Consider the following 16,649-nt stretch of genomic DNA (forward strand, 5'->3'; position numbering starts at 1 on the left):
AATCGCTGAAATTCCTTTGCCGTATACATTTACCATTTTCGGATAAGTCTATTAGAGAGTCCTCGTCTTCTTACAGAGAAGCAAGCTACACATAACTTCTGTCTGCGACACCCTGCGCGAAGGTAGAAAGCGTCATTATGAATTATTTTAAAATCCCAGGCTAGGAACCAACTGGATTCGTCCAGCATCCATCTCTGCCATTAATAATTCTAAGGCTTCGTAATCAACATCAGAAATATAACCCAGTTCCGTCAGTTCTGAATTGATTTCATTCTCTATCTCAGGAGTTAGTTTTTTAATGTCAAGAGCTTTTTCTACCAATTTACGAATAGCGTACTGAGTTCTCATAAATAATAACCCAACTGTAATATGATACTAATCATCCCAGATCGGTCTCAGTATAAAGAGCGATCCAAATACTAACTTAGTAGTGATATATATCACAATTTTATTAGTTAGAGAGATAATTCACTATGACTTTGCCGTATACCATCAGCAACGCTAAAGTTGCAGATTTAACCTAACGTTAAAACTTGGTTAAATTAGCTTTAGTGATAGACTAAGCAAGGTTTCTCAGCATAGTTACTGATAATTTGTCTGCTTTATGGCCGTCTATAGTTGATTCTTTTTGAAGTGACATAAAAAAAAAGTATATATAAACACATTTTAACCTGGAATTCTAACAATCTTTAAACAGACATACTAAAGCAATAAAGATTCAGCAAAGAGAGCTAAGACGTATGGTCGATGCGACAAGATAGAGTTTATGTTCAAATAATCCTTAGCTTGACGCTTCAAAATTCTTAATAGGATGTAACTATGCAGGCAGTGCTTAACTATCCCAAAATTGCAGTTATTCGCCCCCAAGGGTGCTTAAATGCTGCAAACGCCTTGGAATTTGAACGAGATATGGCTACAGCGTTGGCGCAAAATGGTATTTCCACCTTGGTAGTAGACCTCGCAGCAGTAGAATCGTTAGACAGCGCGGGGTTGATGGCATTGTTATCTACACACAAGCTGGCTCTTACTTTAGGAAGAAGTTGCCAACTTAGCGCTGTTGCCCCACAAATTAGAATGATTTTTGAACTGACGCAACTAGATAGGGTATTTGAAATATTAGACGCTGAAGCCAAATTGCTTCAAATATAACTTTATGTAAAAGCACAAAGGTTCGGGCAATAATTAAGTGGACTTTATGTAAAGGAGTTGTAAGTTGCAACGATAAAATCTGTTAGAAGACCTAATTCAATGCTAATGTTGGGTTTAGGTAGCTGTAATTAAGGTAGCTAGAAGATAGCACAGTGGTTGTTGCAGTTGAAAAATTAATAACGTCAGATATTTTAAAACCAGCACGTTACCTGGGTAACGAGCTGTTAGCGGTACACAAACCTTGGGATACGGCAGCAATACGTTGGGTTTTAACCTACCCAGAAGTATATGAAGTCGGTGCATCTAATTTAGGGCACATCATCCTTTATAACATCTTGAATGCCCAACCGCGTCAATTGTGCGATCGCGCCTACCTCCCAGGAAAAGACCTGGCAGCTAAACTACGCGAAACTAATACGCCATTGTTTGCGGTAGAGTCAAAGCGATCGCTGGCAGAATTTGACATTTTAGGCTTTAGCCTCAGTTACGAACTGGGTGCAACTAATATCCTCGAAATGTTGGATTTGGCAGGAATTCCGTTGACGTGGCGAGAGAGGCAGCAAAGCAGAGGAGCAGAGGGGCAGGGAGGCAGAGAATCTACCGATACCCAGTCATCCTTTCCGTTGATTTTCGCTGGCGGGCAAACAGCGACATCAAATCCTGAGCCTTATGCTGATTTCTTCGACTTTATCGCCCTTGGAGATGGAGAAGAACTGCTGCCAGAAATCGGTTTGGTATTAGAAGAAGGCAAACAAGCAGGATTAAGTCGGGAAAATCTGTTACTGGATTTGGCACAGATACCAGGCGTATATGTGCCTCAGTTTTACGATATGGCAGAAGATGGCTCAGTTCACCCTCTGCGCCCAGACGTACCAAAACGAATTCTGCGACGGGTTGCAACTCCCATACCAGCATATTCTATTGGTTTGGTTCCCTACGTAGAAACAGTGCACGATCGCTTGACCATTGAGATTCGGCGTGGTTGCACTCGTGGCTGTCGCTTCTGTCAACCAGGAATGCTGACTCGACCAGCACGGGATGTAGAACCCGATAAGGTTGTAGAAGCAATTGAACAGGGGATGCGGGCAACTGGTTACAATGAGTTTTCCCTACTATCTCTGAGTTGTTCTGATTATTTGTCCCTACCAGCAGTGGGGATGGAAATCAAAAATCGCTTAAAAAATGAAAATATTTCTCTGACTCTACCAAGCCAACGGGTAGACAGATTTGATGAGAATATTGCCAACATCCTTGGAGGTACGCGCCAAGGTGGACTGACTTTTGCTCCAGAAGCTGGTACTCAGCGGATGCGAGACATTGTGAATAAGGGGTTGACAAATGAAGAATTGTTGCGAGGGGTGAAAACCGCTTGGGAGCAAGGCTGGGATAAAATAAAGTTGTATTTTATGATTGGCTTGCCGGGTGAAACGGATGCTGATGTTTTGGGCATTGCTGAAACGGTAAGCTGGCTACAGCGAGAATGTCGAGGCAAGGGCAGAAAACCTCTAAACTTTAACCTGACGATTTCTAACTTTACGCCCAAGCCCCATACACCATTCCAGTGGCACTCAGTTTCTACGGCTGAATTTAAGCGCAAACAAAACCTGTTGCGGCAAGAATTCCGCCGAATCAAGGCAGTGAAGGTAAATTTTACCGATGTCCGCATTTCGGCAATGGAAGATTTTGTAGGACGAGGCGATCGCAATTTGAGCAAAGTAGTCCGCCTTGCGTGGGAATTGGGTGCAGGTATGGATTCCTGGTATGAAAATTTAGATCGAGCTTTTAGCGCTTGGGGATCTGCGATCGCCCAAGCTGATTTAGATTGGAAATACCGCCAAGTAGAAAATGGCGAATGGAATTTATTTCATATAGAGGCGCAAAAAAGCACAGAAGCAGAGGAGAACATCTCACTCAGCACTCCCCACTCTCTCGATATTCCCCTACCTTGGGATCATATTGATACCGGGATTGACAAAAAGTGGCTCCAAGAAGACTTGCAACGCGCTCTAGAAGCTGCAATCGTACCAGACTGCTCTTTTGAAGGTTGTTCTCATTGTGGCGTCTGTGGCACCGATTTTGGGCACAACGTGGTGATTGAATCACCTGCTATCCCAAAATTTGCTGGCGAATTTGTCCCCAACACAACTAAGGCGCAAAGACTGCGAGTTTGGTTTGGGAAACAAGGTAATATGGCTTTAATGAGCCATCTTGATTTAATCCGTCTGTTTGACCGAGTTGTGCGGCGATCCGGCTTACCAATTGCTTTTACTGGTGGGTTTCACCCAATGCCACGGATTTCTCTAGCAACCGCTTTGGCTCTAGGGGCTACTAGCAGCGGTGAAATTGCAGATTTTGAGTTAACTGTGCCAGTGGAAGTTGATACTTTCCGCGAAAAGTTGGCTAGTGAAATGCCCACAGACATACCTATATATAATGTGGAGCAAATAGATTTAAAAGCTAGTGCCGCTACCCAACTGCTAGAGTCCGCAGAGTATTTAATTACTGTAGCAGCACTAGCAGAAACAACACCCATACAATGGCAAACCTGGATTGATACAATCAAAGCAAAAGAGGAACTTTGGTACGAGCAAACAACTAAATCAGGCAAGAGCCAGTTAATAAATCTGCGCGATCGCTTATTTGAACTGGAATTAGTAGAAACCCACAATAGCATTGCAGAATGTATGTCATCTGTAATCCGTTATTTAGGTAGCTATCGCCAGGACGGTTTGCTGTTGCGTCCCGAACAAATCCTGTTTATGCTAGAGACAGTGGCTGGTGTAGAATTTCAACTCCTGCACATCCACCGCAATCGGCTAATTTTAGGGGTATAATCCCTGTAGGGCAACTTGCTAGTAGTTGTCCTAAGATGGCAGCTCACAGGAATTGATTTTTAGCAAGGTTGCGTTAGAATAGGGTGAAGAGAAATTTTCTGGCGCTGCATTGAATTAGCTGGTTCACTACCCTGTATTCAGGGGGCGAAAGCAAAGATATTAGAGTGCAACTTCTAGGATAAAATCCTAGACAAACAAAAAGCAGATTAAAGAATGCACACTCTCTATGTAGCTACCTTGTGAATCAGTAACTAACAGCAGGCTCGGTTAGTTTCTCTAAATTCATCCTTTTTAAACAACTGCTGAATGTCTAATCCACGTAGTGCCCAAGAGCTAGTGCATTACTTTTTTAGAGTTAAAGCAACTGCTGTCGGTTCTGCCTACTTGTAGACGTTCGCGAGACGCGCAAAGCGGTGCTTGTCTTAGTTTAGAGCGGCTCAAGGCAGGGTAGCAACTGTGGCTGCTGAGTATAACCCTAAGATAAATCTAAGGAATGGAAAATAGAAATAGTTTCTTTTTCTTAACGAATTCAGTAGGTTACTCTCAAAGAAAACATCCTGAGTTACAATGCTCACTCAGGATTTAGAACTTCAACTCAGAACTTTCAAGATTTGAGAGTATTGCATCACAAATCAACCACGAACGGTTGATTTAATAGCTTAAACGATATGCAGCAGTTCTGGAATAATCAGCCGTAAAAACGCTCTTAAGAGCGCCAATAGCTATTTAACTTAGAAGCTCAGATTTGCGATTTTTATTATCAGTAGCGCCTTTTGAGGGTTGCGAGGGCAGCGAAAGTATAATATCAAACCGAGAAAACATTGGTAATTAAAACTGACGCGGACACGCAATTAGTTTTGAATTATTAAGTAATTAACCGGACTTGATATAACAAACCTCAAACCTGTAAGTGCTGCCAATTTTTGAGGAAATTGAATGCCGAAACAAATTATCATCGCGGAGCAGCACCAAATTGCTGCGGTTTTTTCTGAAGATCAAATACAGGAACTCGTTGTTGCTACGGGTCATCATCAAATAGGCGATATCTACTTAGGAGTGGTAGAAAACGTATTGCCTGGGATAGATGCGGCTTTTGTTAATATTGGCGACCCAGAGCGCAACGGTTTTATTCATGTTACCGACTTGGGCCCATTGAAGCTCAAGCGTACCGCAGCGGCAATTACAGAACTACTTACACCACAACAGAAAGTTTTGGTGCAAGTAATGAAAGAGCCAACGGGGACAAAAGGGCCCAGGCTCACAGGTAATATCACCTTACCTGGACGCTATGTAGTACTGATGCCTTACGGTCGGGGCGTAAATTTATCCCGACGGATTAAAAGTGAAAGTGAGCGCAACCGCTTACGAGCGCTGGCGATTTTGGTTAAGCCGGCGGGAATGGGTTTGCTTGTGCGTACAGAAGCAGAAGGTAAACCCGAAGAAGCGATTATGGAAGATTTGGAATTGCTGCAAAAGCAATGGGAGGCTATCCAGCAGGAAGCCCATTCCACCCGTGCCCCAGCACTGCTCAACCGAGACGATGACTTTATCCAACGCGTATTGCGGGATATGTACGGCGCGGATGTCAATCGGATTGTGGTAGATTCCAGTACTGGTTTGAAGCGCGTCAAACAGTACTTGCAGAATTGGAGTGGCGGTCAAACACCGCAGGGATTGTTGATTGACCATCATCGCGATCGCTCCCCAATTTTAGAATACTTCCGCATCACTGCTGCAATTCGAGAAGCCCTGAAACCAAGGGTAGACCTACCTTCTGGCGGTTACATTATCATCGAGCCGACGGAGGCATTAACCGTAATCGATGTTAACTCAGGTTCGTTTACGCGATCGGCAACAGCTAGAGAAACAGTTTTGTGGACAAACTGCGAAGCAGCAACAGAAATTGCTCGCCAGTTGCGTCTGCGAAATATCGCTGGAGTGATCGTCGTTGATTTTATCGATATGGAATCGCGACGCGACCAACTACAAGTTCTCGAACACTTTAATAAAGCACTCAAAGCAGACAAAGCTCGTCCCCAGATTGCCCAACTTACCGAACTGGGTTTAGTAGAATTGACCCGCAAACGTCAGGGTCAAAATATTTATGAATTGTTTGGTGAAACTTGCCCCACCTGTGGCGGTTTAGGGCATACTGTGCGTCTGCCTGGAGAAATCGAAAACCGATTGCCAATACCGGCAGAAACACCAGAGCGCGAACGTTTTGTATCCTTGCCTCACCGAGAACCACGTCAGCCATCTGCCCGTATCCCGGAACCACGAGAAACATACGATGGATTTGGGGAAGGATTTGACGGCGACTCGGAATTGAGCAACCTAAATCTGATCAATCATCCTAGTTATCAAGAACTTAATGATAAGCGCCGTACCCGGACTCGCCGCAGTCGAATTGGTGTCAATGGGCTAAACGGGAAAGATGAAGCTCGAATTGTTCCCAGTCCCCTGACTTTTGTTAACGAGCCAGATTTAGACCTGGATATAGAACCAGAACTAGGAGTTGCGCCAGAAATTCCCTCACCCACCCTTGGTAAACCAGGCTGGAGTGAAAGAGTAGAGCGCACTAAAATTATCAAGGCAGAACCAGTTAAGCCAGTGGTAGAACCACCGGAGATTAGAACTGTAGAAATGAGCCTCCAAGAACAGGATATATTTGCCTTGATGGGAATATCTCCCTTAGTGAAGTTAGAGCAAGAGGTTAAAAATACCAAGTCTGTGATTATTAATGTGATTCAGCCCGGTCAAAAACCAACGACCCCAATTGAATCAACCTCAGAATCAACTATTGTCCAAAAAGCAACACCTGAAATAATCACTATTGCCCAAAAGGCAACACCTGAAATAACTGCAAGCAAAATACCGACACCAAAAGTTATTGAGCCAGAACAAAAATCTTTGATCGAAGAGACAACTGAACCATCGGAGTTGAGTGTGAACCCTTCGGGACGCTTGTCTGCAAAAGCTGCCGCGAACGAAATTGCAGATGAAAATGAAACTAATAGTAGCGCCACTGCCAGCCGTCGCCGCCGCCGTCGTTCTTCAGCGATCGAGGATAATTGAATTTAATTTATGGTAGAAACATCGCCAACGCCTTTGGAACAATCCACTTGGCTAGAGTTTTCTACCTTGTCAGATATTCCAGGGTTGGTTGCAGGTGTTGATGAAGTAGGGCGAGGTGCTCTATTTGGTCCTGTCGTGGCGGCAGCAGTGATCTTACCAGATCGGGCTTTGCCAATATTGATGGCAGCTAAAATCAAAGACAGTAAAAAGTTGTCTAGTTCTCGGAGAACTCAGCTAGCGCAGCAAATTTGTGCGCTGGCTATAGACTGGAAAATTGGGTTTGCTTCTACTGCCGAAATTGACAAGATAAATATTTTGCAAGCGACGTTGTTAGCAATGAAGCGGGCTGTGCTGAAGTTAAAGGTACAGCCTGTACTTTGCTTGATTGACGGCAATCAGTCAATCAAAGATTTGCTATTGCCGCAACAAACAATAGTTAAAGGAGACGAGCGATCGCTCGCTATTGCCTCTGCTAGTATTGTCGCTAAGGTTTGGCGTGACAATTTGATAATGCGTCTAGCATTAAAATACCCTATGTACAACCTGGAGTGTAACAAGGGTTATGGTAGCCATCGGCATTTGCTGGCTTTGCAACAATACGGGCCCTCTCCCCTGCATCGTCAGTCTTTTCGTCCTTGCCAAATCAAAATAATTCGTAATTCGTAATTCGTAATTCGTAATTTTCGGGTATAATTCCCTTTTCCTGCGGATACGGAATCTACGTTTATAGTTGGCTAAGTTTTCATCGGGGGTCTAAATCCACTTAGGGAACTCCAAATAAAAAAATACTCAACTACTTTTTGTGGGCTGGGCGACACGAGCGCCCCAAGCCTTGGGCGGACAAGATGTCCACCCCACAAGATTGGATAATTTATTTGTTGGAAGTCCCTTGTGTAACTGTTTCTAATTACGAATTACGAATTACGAATTACAAATTAGTTAAATAGTTACTCAGCATTCAGGATTGGTAATTCAGTACTATCACTGTCAAGTCCTCTATCTTTGGTTTGTGATATCACCCAGTAGCGATAATCCGTCAAAAGTTGATTCAATAACCGTTGCTTAACCGACAACAGTACACTTTTGAGCAAACCATTGCCAGTAGCTTCTAAAATCGGCTTAGGAGTAAAGGAAAATGGCGGTGGAAAATCCACCACTACTTCTAAATCAGCTTTTCCTTGCAGGCGAGTGCCAGTGCTAAACTCTTTGGGAGACAAATAGCCTTTTAAATTGAGAGCAAAGCGCTGGTTAATATACTCGAAACCTAAAATTTCACAGTTTAGCGATCGCAAATAAATTATTCCATTTGATTCTGCCCAGACTCTCATGTCTACAGTAGGTTGAATACTCAATGACATAAAAGTCAGTGGACGCATTTTCAAGCGAAATACTTCCTCAGAAAGCTGCTGAATCCGGCTATTGTCAACCAAAGCCTTAACCAGACGTTGAGGCTGACGCAAGTAGTGCTGAATGGGAATAGGCTGCTCTGGAACAGCTATTTCAACCGATTGGGAGGCAGTAAACCGGGTAGCCATGAGCTAATAAAAATATCTGTTTCTTAATTTTAATATTTTTTAACAACTTAGTTTTGATTATTAGAAAAGTACAAAATTTATTGATTATAAAAACGATTGTTGCTTATCAGCTATACGTCACTAGCACAAAGTTGTTACGCTCATTCTATCTTGAGTTCAATAAATATAAGATTAGGATTTCACTCTTGACACAAAAACAAGAATATGCTTTTTGTTTTGGGTAGAAACCAATATCATTGCTCTTAAATCTTCAGAGGGATTTAGTAAAAAAACTACTATAGCAATCTGATTTTATTTCTGAATTAATCGTAGGGACTAGGGACTGGGGATGGTGGGGCCCCCTCTGGGGATAAGGGGTAATGGGGACTGGGGACTGGGAAGAAGGAATAAAGCTGTACTGAGTTTTTTTCACGCAATCAAATATGAGTCCTATAGGAAATCTATCTGCTAGAAGACTGATTTCCATAACTTGTTTTCTTGGATACATATTTCCTTTTATCCCTTTAGTGCGTAAATTTTAGAGATAACAGTGTTTAGTAAGAGTAAATGTTGGATATATTTGCCAAACCAAAATATCATAATCTTTGTTTAGGCATTAAACTCGCGACTCAAGGCTAAAAGTATGACTTTATCGATCGCACATTTGGGGCCTCCCGGTACTTATGCAGAACAAGCAACTATTTTTTATGCCAACTGGTTGAGCAAAAGTAGGGCAATTGAAGCTAGATTATGCCCCTATCCCAGCATTTCCCAATCACTGCAAGCCGTTGCGAATGGTCAAGCGCAGTTGGCTGTTGTACCAGTGGAAAATTCTATTGAAGGAAGTGTTACTACAACACTGGATACACTTTGGCAATTGGACAGTTTGCGAATTCAGTTGGCTTTGGTATTACCCATTGCCCATATGTTAATTTCTTGTGCGTCTAATTTAGATAGTATTAAAACTGTTTACTCTCACCCACAAGCTTTGGCACAATGTCAGGGATGGTTAGAGCGGTTTCTGCCGACTATACAGATTATTCCTAGCAATTCTACAACCGAAGCACTACAGCGATTGGAGCAAGAGACAACAACAGCAGCGATCGCTTCTAGTAGAGCCGCTCAACTCTACAAATTGCCGATACTTGCTAGTGCTATCAACGACTATCCAGAAAACTTTACTCGTTTTTGGGTAGTAAGTCAGGGGGAAGTAGACGCTGGATACCAAGCAACAAGAGCGCCTGCTAGTCACACATCGCTGGCTTTTAGTATGCCTGCCAACACACCCGGAGCATTAGTCAAACCTTTGCAAATATTTGCTCAACTAGGGATTAACCTCAGCCGGATTGAATCTCGTCCGACGAAGCGATCGCTAGGCGAATACTTGTTTTTCGTAGATTTAGAAGCAGATGCCAAGGAAGCACAAATGCAATCTGCTTTAGCAGAATTAACTACCCACACAGAGATTTTAAAAATTCTTGGCGCTTACAATGTTTTACCGATCGCCGCCGTTACTTAAAAAGTTAGAAGTTATTTGTTAAGAGTTATCATTTATGATTTACCAGTTTTCAGCTAGAAAATATAAATTATAAGTTGTCGATCTTTTATTTTTGTTTTTTCTTCCTAACTCCTTACTGTACAGACGCGATTAATCGCGTCTCTACTCCTCACTTTTGACTAAATGTATCTTTGAGAACAGCGCGAGCTGCCAAGTGATTCCGAGTAGAAGTTAAAATTTCTGCTTCCCGCTCTAGACGGGTTACAGTATCTTGCATTTCTAACAATAATTGCTGCTCTGCGGCGACACCATAAAGATTACTGGCTACCCAATAAGATAACTCTGTTGGTAGATCGGGCAAATCTTCTGGCAATTCAATATTTTGTTCGGTTAATTTGGCTGACAGACGCACCACATCTCGCAGTAGTTGTTCTACTTCAGTTGATAAAGGTCGCAAATCTTTACTAGGTGGTTGGTCTTCAATCCATTCAACTAAGCCAACGCGATATGGTTTTTCACGAACATACTCTAAGACACGAAATCGTTGCTGCCCTAAAGTCATCATCTTGATCCGATCGTCTGGTAGCCGCTGGTGATGAATGATTTCAGCACAGCAACCAGTGTTTGCAATTGTACCTTTGACTGGATCGAACATCAAAACCCCGAACCTGCGATCGCTTTCCAAAATCGTATTTATCATGATTCGGTAGCGAAATTCAAATATGTGCAGGGGTAATGGCCTGGTAGGAAACAGAACTACTTCGGGTAACGGGAACAGAGGTAGTTCGCGAACTGCAATTTTAGAAGATGATGTCATTGTTACTTTGGTATAAACTTAATCTTTAAAATTTCTTTTTCTCTGCTTTTCCCGTACTTTATGTACATTCTATCATTTGTTTCCTAGCTAAATAAAAGCCCTGAGATATATTTCTTCAGGGCTGTGTAAATATTCATACTAATGTAATTTGTCTTTTGTCCTTTGTCCTTTGTCATTAGCAAAGGACAAATGACCAATACTTCGACTATGCTCAGTACAAGTGACTAATGACTAAATTAAAGTTTGACTTCAATATCTACACCCGATGGTAGATCCAATTTCATCAGGGCATCAATAGTCTTAGAAGAGGGCTGGTAAATGTCAATAATCCGGCGATGAGTACGGGTTTCAAAGTGCTCCCGTGAATCTTTATCTACGTGAGGCGATCGCAGCACACAATAGATCCGGCGTTTTGTTGGTAAAGGAATTGGGCCTATAGCTGTAGCGTTGGTGCGGTTAGCTGTGTCTACAATCTTCTCGCAAGATGTATCTAATAAGCGCCTGTCAAAGGCTTGTAAGCGAATTCTAATCTTCTGCTGCTGTAGAGTTGCCATCTTTAATTTTCCAGGTTCTGCGTAATTAGGGGAGTATTTACAGGTTAAAGGTTACAGGGTAAAGGTTACAGAAAACTATTACCTGTCCCCTGTAACCTATTACCTTATTTATAAGAGGGAAGAGAAAGGAGCAGAGAGGCAAAATACATACCATCTCTGCTCCTTTGTGATGAGCAAAAAGGTGCTTGCTACTTGATAATTTTGGAGACGACACCAGCACCGATGGTGCGACCACCTTCGCGGATAGCGAAGCGCATTCCTTGTTCAATCGCGATCGCGTTGATCAATTCTACTGTCATCTTGATGCGATCGCCTGGCATCACCATTTCTACTTCTTTGCCTTCATCGGAGGTGTAAGCTTTGATGGTGCCAGTTACATCAGTTGTCCGCACATAGAACTGGGGACGGTAACCAGCGAAAAATGGAGTCTTACGACCACCTTCTTTTTCTGTTAGGACATAAACCTCACCTTCAAATTCATTGTGAGGTTTAATCGAACCAGGTTTGGCGATAACCATACCCCGTTCAATATCAGCCTTCTGGATACCCCGGAGTAGTACGCCAGCGTTATCCCCAGCCATACCTTGGTCGAGACTCTTCTTGAACATCTCAATACCAGTTACGGTAGTGGCGCGAGTATCTCTGATACCCACTAGTTCAACGTTATCACCAACTTTGACTACACCGCGCTCAATCCGACCGGTGGCGACAGTACCACGACCTGTAATTGAGAAAACGTCTTCTACAGCCATCAGGAAGGGTTTATCAACATCCCGCTCAGGAGTGGGGATGTAAGAATCTACAGCATCCATCAATTCGTAGATTTTGTCTACCCAAGGATTTTCACCGCGTTTGGTCTTGGGATTCTTGGTCATTGCTTCTAGAGCTTGCAGACCAGAGCCTTTGATAATGGGGATATCATCGCCAGGGAAATCGTAGCTAGAAAGCAGTTCTCTAAGTTCTAGTTCTACTAGTTCCAAGAGTTCTGGGTCATCCATCAAATCTTCTTTGTTCAAGAAGACAACCAGACTGGGAACGCCTACCTGTTTTGCCAACAGGATGTGTTCGCGGGTTTGGGGCATAGGGCCATCGGTAGCAGCAACTACGAGGATACCTCCGTCCATTTGGGCAGCACCGGTGATCATGTTCTTCACATAGTCAGCGTGCCCTGGACAGTCTACGTGAGCATAGTGCCGACTTTCGGTTTCATACTCTACGTGAGCAGTATTGATGGTAATACCCCGTGCCTTTTCTTCTGGGGCATTATCAATTTGGTCGTAGCCCTTAGCTACAGCTTGACCAAGAGCTGCCAATGTCAGGGTGATGGCTGCTGTCAAGGTAGTTTTACCGTGGTCAACGTGGCCAACTGTACCGATATTAATGTGGGGTTTATTCCTTTCAAACTTTGCGCGTGCCATGAATGCTCATTTCCTTATTTTAACTAAGCGTTCCCTTTGCTTTTTGCAATGATAGTTTCAGCTACGCTGCGAGGCACCTCTTCGTAGTGGCTGAACTCCATCGTGAAGGTACCCCGACCTTGCGTTTTTGACCGAATATCAGTGGCGTAGCCAAACATGCTCGCCAATGGAACTTTGGATGTTACCTTAGCGAGTCCCTTTTCGGTGCTTTGGCTTTCAATCTGCCCTCGGCGGGTGTTAAGGTCGCCAATGACGTTCCCCATATAGTCTTCAGGAACTTCAACTTCAACTTTCATCATAGGTTCTAAGATGACAGGTGAAGCTTTCAGTACAGCCTCCTTCATCGCCATTGAGCCAGCGATTTTGAAAGCCATTTCTGAAGAGTCTACATCGTGGTATGACCCATCAATTAGCGTTGCTTTAACGTCAATCAATGGATATCCAGCTAGAACACCGGATTCACAGCTTTCTTTCATTCCTTGTTCTGCGGGGCCAACGTACTCTTTAGGTACTGTACCGCCAGCAATTTTGGAAACGAATTCAAAGCCAGTACCGGGTTCTCCAGGCTCCAAATTGATCACAACGTGACCGTATTGACCTTTACCACCACTTTGGCGGATGAATTTGCCCTCAACTTTGTTCACAGCTTTCCGAATTGTTTCTCGGTAAGCTACTTGTGGGGCACCTACATTCGCTTCCACCTTGAATTCTCGTAACATCCGGTCTACTAGAATTTCTAGGTGTAGCTCTCCCATTCCCGCGATCACGGTCTGGTTTGTTTCCGGATCGACGCGGACACGGAAGGTGGGGTCTTCTTCTGAGAGAGATTGCAGAGCCTTGGACAGTTTGTCCATGTCGTTCTTGGTTTTGGGTTCAACCGCCACCGAGATCACAGGCTCAGGAATGAATAGGGATTCCAGAATTACTGGCGATCCATCATCACAGAGGGTGTCACCTGTCAAGGTGTCTTTCAATCCCAGAGCTGCTCCTAAATCACCCGCTCGCAGTTCATCGACATCTTGCCGATCATCTGCCTTCATTAGAACTAAGCGGGAGATCCGTTCTTTTTTATTCTTACTAGCGTTGAGAACGTAGCTGCCCTTTTTCAGGACACCAGAATAAACTCGAACAAATGTCAGGCGACCATAAGGGTCAGCCATAATCTTGAATGCCAGAGCTGCTAGGGGTTCGTTGTCATCAGCCCGCCGCTCAACAGTATCGCCATTGGGCAGTAAGCCTTGAATCGGCGGTACTTCACTTGGCGCTGGCAGGTAATCTACAACGGCATCCAGCATCAACTGCACGCCTTTGTTTTTGAATGCTGAACCACAAAGTACTGGTACAATCGTTCCCGCAATTGTGCCTTTACGCAGGGCAGTCCGAATTTCCTGTTCTGTAAGTTCTTCGCCCTCAAAGTACTTAGTCATCAGAGCATCATCGGTTTCTGCTGCGGCTTCTATAAGCTTGGTGCGGAATTCTTCTACCTGCGCTTGCAATTCTTCCGGGATATCGGTTTCCTGGATATCAGTACCTTGGTCATTTGCGTAAATATACGCGCGTTGCCCTACTAGGTCAACAATACCTCGGAAGTCATTTTCACTACCAATTGGTAGTTGAATGGCGATCGCATTGGCCCGCAGGCGATCGCGGATTTGGTCGTGAACTTTATAAAAGTTCGCTCCGGTGCGATCCATCTTGTTGATAAAGGCTATCCGAGGAACTTTGTAGCGTTCTGCTTGACGCCACACTGTCTCAGACTGCGGTTGCACGCCGCCCACAGAACAAAATACTGCGATTACACCATCCAACACGCGCATGGAACGCTCAACTTCAATTGTGAAGTCTACGTGACCCGGAGTATCGATAATGTTAATTTGATGATCTTTCCAACTGGTACTGATGGCAGCGGCAGTAATGGTAATTCCCCGTTCCCGCTCCTGCTCCATCCAGTCTGTGACGGCAGTTCCTTCATGAACTTCGCCAATTTTATGAATTATCCCAGAGTAAAATAATATTCTCTCTGTTGTTGTTGTTTTGCCCGCATCTATATGCGCCGCAATACCAATGTTGCGTACTTTCTCTAGCGGGATCGTGCGTGCCACAGCTACCTCCTATAGTTTTTGCCTCATGATATCTTGTATATTACTCTTTGTTAAGATTCTATACTTTTAGGGAAAACCGTCTTTTTGTGTAAATCTACGATATACCGCTTCGGCAAGGCGATATATCGCTTTTTTACTTAGTAACGATAGTGTGCGAATGCTTTGTTAGCTTCCGCCATCCGGTGCGTTTCTTCGCGTTTGCGAATCGCATTGCCAGTTTCGTTGGCAGCATCCATTAACTCATTTGCCAATTTGCTGGCCATTGTCCGGCCTGGTCTGGAGCGGGAATATTGCACTAACCAACGCAGTGCTAGGGTAGTGCCCCGTTCTGTACGCACTTCCATTGGTACTTGGTAGGTTGCTCCACCAACTCGCCGAGCTTTTACTTCTACTAAAGGCGTGGCATTTCGCACTGCTCTTTCAAAGGTTTCCAAAGCACCAGCACCAGTGCGTTCTTCAATAGTTTTTAATGCATCATAAACAATGCGTGCGGCAAGTGATTTTTTGCCATGACGCATGATCCGTCTGATAATCATGCTCACAAGGCGACTATTATATACTGAGTCAGACGGAACTGGGCGCCTTTGAATAACACCACGACGAGACATACTTCACCTTTAATTCGGAATTGGCAACGAAATTATATGCTATCAAACAGCGGAAACTAAAAGCGGTAGAACCCAACCCTCAGACTTCCTCAATTTTTTCACCCGTTGCAGCAAGGCTGACTTATTTACTGCCAATTTTGGATTTTGGATTTTGGATTAAAATTTGATATATATTCCGATCCCAAGGATCTGAAAAAATCAAAAGTCTTTAAGCCTAATTCCCTTGTGGGTTCGACCAATCCAAAAGACGCTCGATAACTCGCTAACGCTACGCTATCGTAAATCTAAAATCTAAAATTGTTTGACTTGCTATCTGCAACTAAATACTCAAGGCGACAAGATTATAAACTTTAATGTTCAGATGAGAAATTAGCTGTATATTACAGGATTTTCCTCCTCAGAACTTCTACACTTGCTCGCTTAGTGTAGATGTAGCTTGCTTGATTTTTTGAAACAGACTTTAGCAGCCTTCATAACTACTGTTAGAACAAAGACGGCGCTCCTTCTTTTGCCCTTCAGCTTTTTTAAGGTAGACGATTAATCGTGTTGGATGCGATTAATCGCCCGATCCTATTTTTTCGCTTCTTTAGGACGCTTGGTTCCATACTTGGAACGGCCTTGCTTGCGGTCTTTGACTCCGGCTGTATCTAGGGTGCCACGGATAATGTGGTATCTCACGCCTGGTAGATCCTTAACCCGACCGCCACGAATCATCACAACTGAGTGTTCTTGTAAGTTGTGACCAATGCCTGGAATGTAAGCTGTGACTTCAAATCCAGAGGTAAGTCTGACTCTTGCTACTTTGCGTAGGGCTGAGTTAGGCTTTTTTGGTGTGGTCGTATATACTCTGGTACAAACTCCCCGACGTTGGGGACATTGTTTCAGAGCCGGGGACTTGGTTTTCTGACGCGCTTGTTCGCGCTCATTTCGTATTAGCTGCTGTATTGTTGGCATGAGTTACAGCGCGTAAAGCTGCTTATGGTCTAAGTTTTAACAAATCCTGATTATATCTTTTTTGACGGCTTTATGTCAATTGCTATTTTTCCTTAGCGATCGAACATCTGTTTTTTGAATTGTTCA

The 16,649-nt window shown here is 43.7% G+C and carries 13 protein-coding genes; 5 read left to right on the forward strand and 8 right to left on the reverse strand.

Features of this window, described 5'->3' with window-relative positions; all coding sequences use genetic code 11:
* Positions 1–147: 147 nt before the first annotated feature.
* Complete coding sequence (locus RMX89_RS31005) at positions 148–348, reverse strand: hypothetical protein (RefSeq protein ID WP_094349495.1); 201 nt, start codon at positions 346–348, stop codon at positions 148–150.
* A gap of 471 nt (positions 349–819) precedes the next feature.
* Between RMX89_RS31005 and RMX89_RS31010 the strand changes: the two genes are divergently transcribed.
* From RMX89_RS31010 to RMX89_RS31025, 4 genes are all read left to right on the forward strand, one after another.
* Positions 820–1,149: an STAS domain-containing protein gene (locus RMX89_RS31010; protein WP_322675006.1), complete on the forward strand. Its 330-nt coding sequence runs from the start codon at positions 820–822 to the stop codon at positions 1,147–1,149.
* Positions 1,150–1,301: 152 nt separating this feature from the next.
* Positions 1,302–3,983, forward strand: a complete 2,682-nt coding sequence (locus tag RMX89_RS31015; RefSeq protein ID WP_322691650.1) for a TIGR03960 family B12-binding radical SAM protein — start codon at positions 1,302–1,304, stop codon at positions 3,981–3,983.
* Positions 3,984–4,919: 936 nt separating this feature from the next.
* A complete protein-coding gene (locus RMX89_RS31020; protein ID WP_322683626.1) occupies positions 4,920–7,058 on the forward strand; it encodes an Rne/Rng family ribonuclease in 2,139 nt (712 codons plus the stop codon).
* A gap of 9 nt (positions 7,059–7,067) precedes the next feature.
* Positions 7,068–7,724 (forward strand): ribonuclease HII, encoded by a 657-nt coding sequence (locus RMX89_RS31025; RefSeq protein WP_322683627.1) that lies wholly within the window; start codon positions 7,068–7,070, stop codon positions 7,722–7,724.
* Positions 7,725–8,005: 281 nt separating this feature from the next.
* Here RMX89_RS31025 and RMX89_RS31030 read toward each other — a convergent pair whose 3' ends face one another.
* Positions 8,006–8,593: a DUF1997 domain-containing protein gene (locus RMX89_RS31030; RefSeq protein ID WP_322663547.1), complete on the reverse strand. Its 588-nt coding sequence runs from the start codon at positions 8,591–8,593 to the stop codon at positions 8,006–8,008.
* A 622-nt stretch (positions 8,594–9,215) separates the two neighbouring features.
* Between RMX89_RS31030 and pheA the strand changes: the two genes are divergently transcribed.
* A complete protein-coding gene (gene pheA, locus RMX89_RS31035; protein WP_322691651.1) occupies positions 9,216–10,091 on the forward strand; it encodes a prephenate dehydratase in 876 nt (291 codons plus the stop codon).
* A 148-nt stretch (positions 10,092–10,239) separates the two neighbouring features.
* Here pheA and RMX89_RS31040 read toward each other — a convergent pair whose 3' ends face one another.
* From RMX89_RS31040 to rpsL, 6 genes are all read right to left on the reverse strand, one after another.
* A complete protein-coding gene (locus RMX89_RS31040; protein WP_322684886.1) occupies positions 10,240–10,887 on the reverse strand; it encodes an LON peptidase substrate-binding domain-containing protein in 648 nt (215 codons plus the stop codon).
* Between the two features lie 236 nt (positions 10,888–11,123).
* Positions 11,124–11,441, reverse strand: a complete 318-nt coding sequence (gene rpsJ / locus RMX89_RS31045; protein ID WP_008232935.1) for a 30S ribosomal protein S10 — start codon at positions 11,439–11,441, stop codon at positions 11,124–11,126.
* A gap of 188 nt (positions 11,442–11,629) precedes the next feature.
* Complete coding sequence (gene tuf, locus RMX89_RS31050; protein WP_118168986.1) at positions 11,630–12,859, reverse strand: elongation factor Tu; 1,230 nt, start codon at positions 12,857–12,859, stop codon at positions 11,630–11,632.
* A 23-nt stretch (positions 12,860–12,882) separates the two neighbouring features.
* A complete protein-coding gene (fusA, locus tag RMX89_RS31055) occupies positions 12,883–14,961 on the reverse strand; it encodes an elongation factor G (RefSeq protein ID WP_322671964.1) in 2,079 nt (692 codons plus the stop codon).
* 137 nt (positions 14,962–15,098) lie between these two features.
* On the reverse strand, positions 15,099–15,569 hold the full coding sequence (gene rpsG, locus RMX89_RS31060; protein WP_069070112.1) for a 30S ribosomal protein S7: 471 nt from the start codon (positions 15,567–15,569) through the stop codon (positions 15,099–15,101).
* Positions 15,570–16,139: 570 nt separating this feature from the next.
* Complete coding sequence (gene rpsL, locus RMX89_RS31065) at positions 16,140–16,523, reverse strand: 30S ribosomal protein S12 (protein WP_012410236.1); 384 nt, start codon at positions 16,521–16,523, stop codon at positions 16,140–16,142.
* Between the last annotated feature and the right edge of the window lie 126 nt (positions 16,524–16,649).

Source organism: Nostoc sp. DedSLP04 (assembly GCF_034530775.1).
Lineage (GTDB): Bacteria > Cyanobacteriota > Cyanobacteriia > Cyanobacteriales > Nostocaceae > Nostoc.

Excerpts from the sequence above, each read along its gene's own strand:
- RMX89_RS31005 (WP_094349495.1), bottom strand. The coding sequence starts at position 348 with ATGAGAACTCAGTACGCTATTCGTAAATTGGTAGAAAAAGCTCTTGAC.
- RMX89_RS31010 (WP_322675006.1), top strand. The coding sequence starts at position 820 with ATGCAGGCAGTGCTTAACTATCCCAAAATTGCAGTTATTCGCCCCCAA.
- RMX89_RS31020 (WP_322683626.1), top strand. The coding sequence starts at position 4,920 with ATGCCGAAACAAATTATCATCGCGGAGCAGCACCAAATTGCTGCGGTT.
- RMX89_RS31025 (WP_322683627.1), top strand. The coding sequence starts at position 7,068 with ATGGTAGAAACATCGCCAACGCCTTTGGAACAATCCACTTGGCTAGAG.
- RMX89_RS31030 (WP_322663547.1), bottom strand. The coding sequence starts at position 8,593 with ATGGCTACCCGGTTTACTGCCTCCCAATCGGTTGAAATAGCTGTTCCA.
- pheA (WP_322691651.1), top strand. The coding sequence starts at position 9,216 with ATGACTTTATCGATCGCACATTTGGGGCCTCCCGGTACTTATGCAGAA.
- RMX89_RS31040 (WP_322684886.1), bottom strand. The coding sequence starts at position 10,887 with ATGACATCATCTTCTAAAATTGCAGTTCGCGAACTACCTCTGTTCCCG.
- rpsJ (WP_008232935.1), bottom strand. The coding sequence starts at position 11,441 with ATGGCAACTCTACAGCAGCAGAAGATTAGAATTCGCTTACAAGCCTTT.
- tuf (WP_118168986.1), bottom strand. The coding sequence starts at position 12,859 with ATGGCACGCGCAAAGTTTGAAAGGAATAAACCCCACATTAATATCGGT.
- rpsG (WP_069070112.1), bottom strand. The coding sequence starts at position 15,569 with ATGTCTCGTCGTGGTGTTATTCAAAGGCGCCCAGTTCCGTCTGACTCA.
- rpsL (WP_012410236.1), bottom strand. The coding sequence starts at position 16,523 with ATGCCAACAATACAGCAGCTAATACGAAATGAGCGCGAACAAGCGCGT.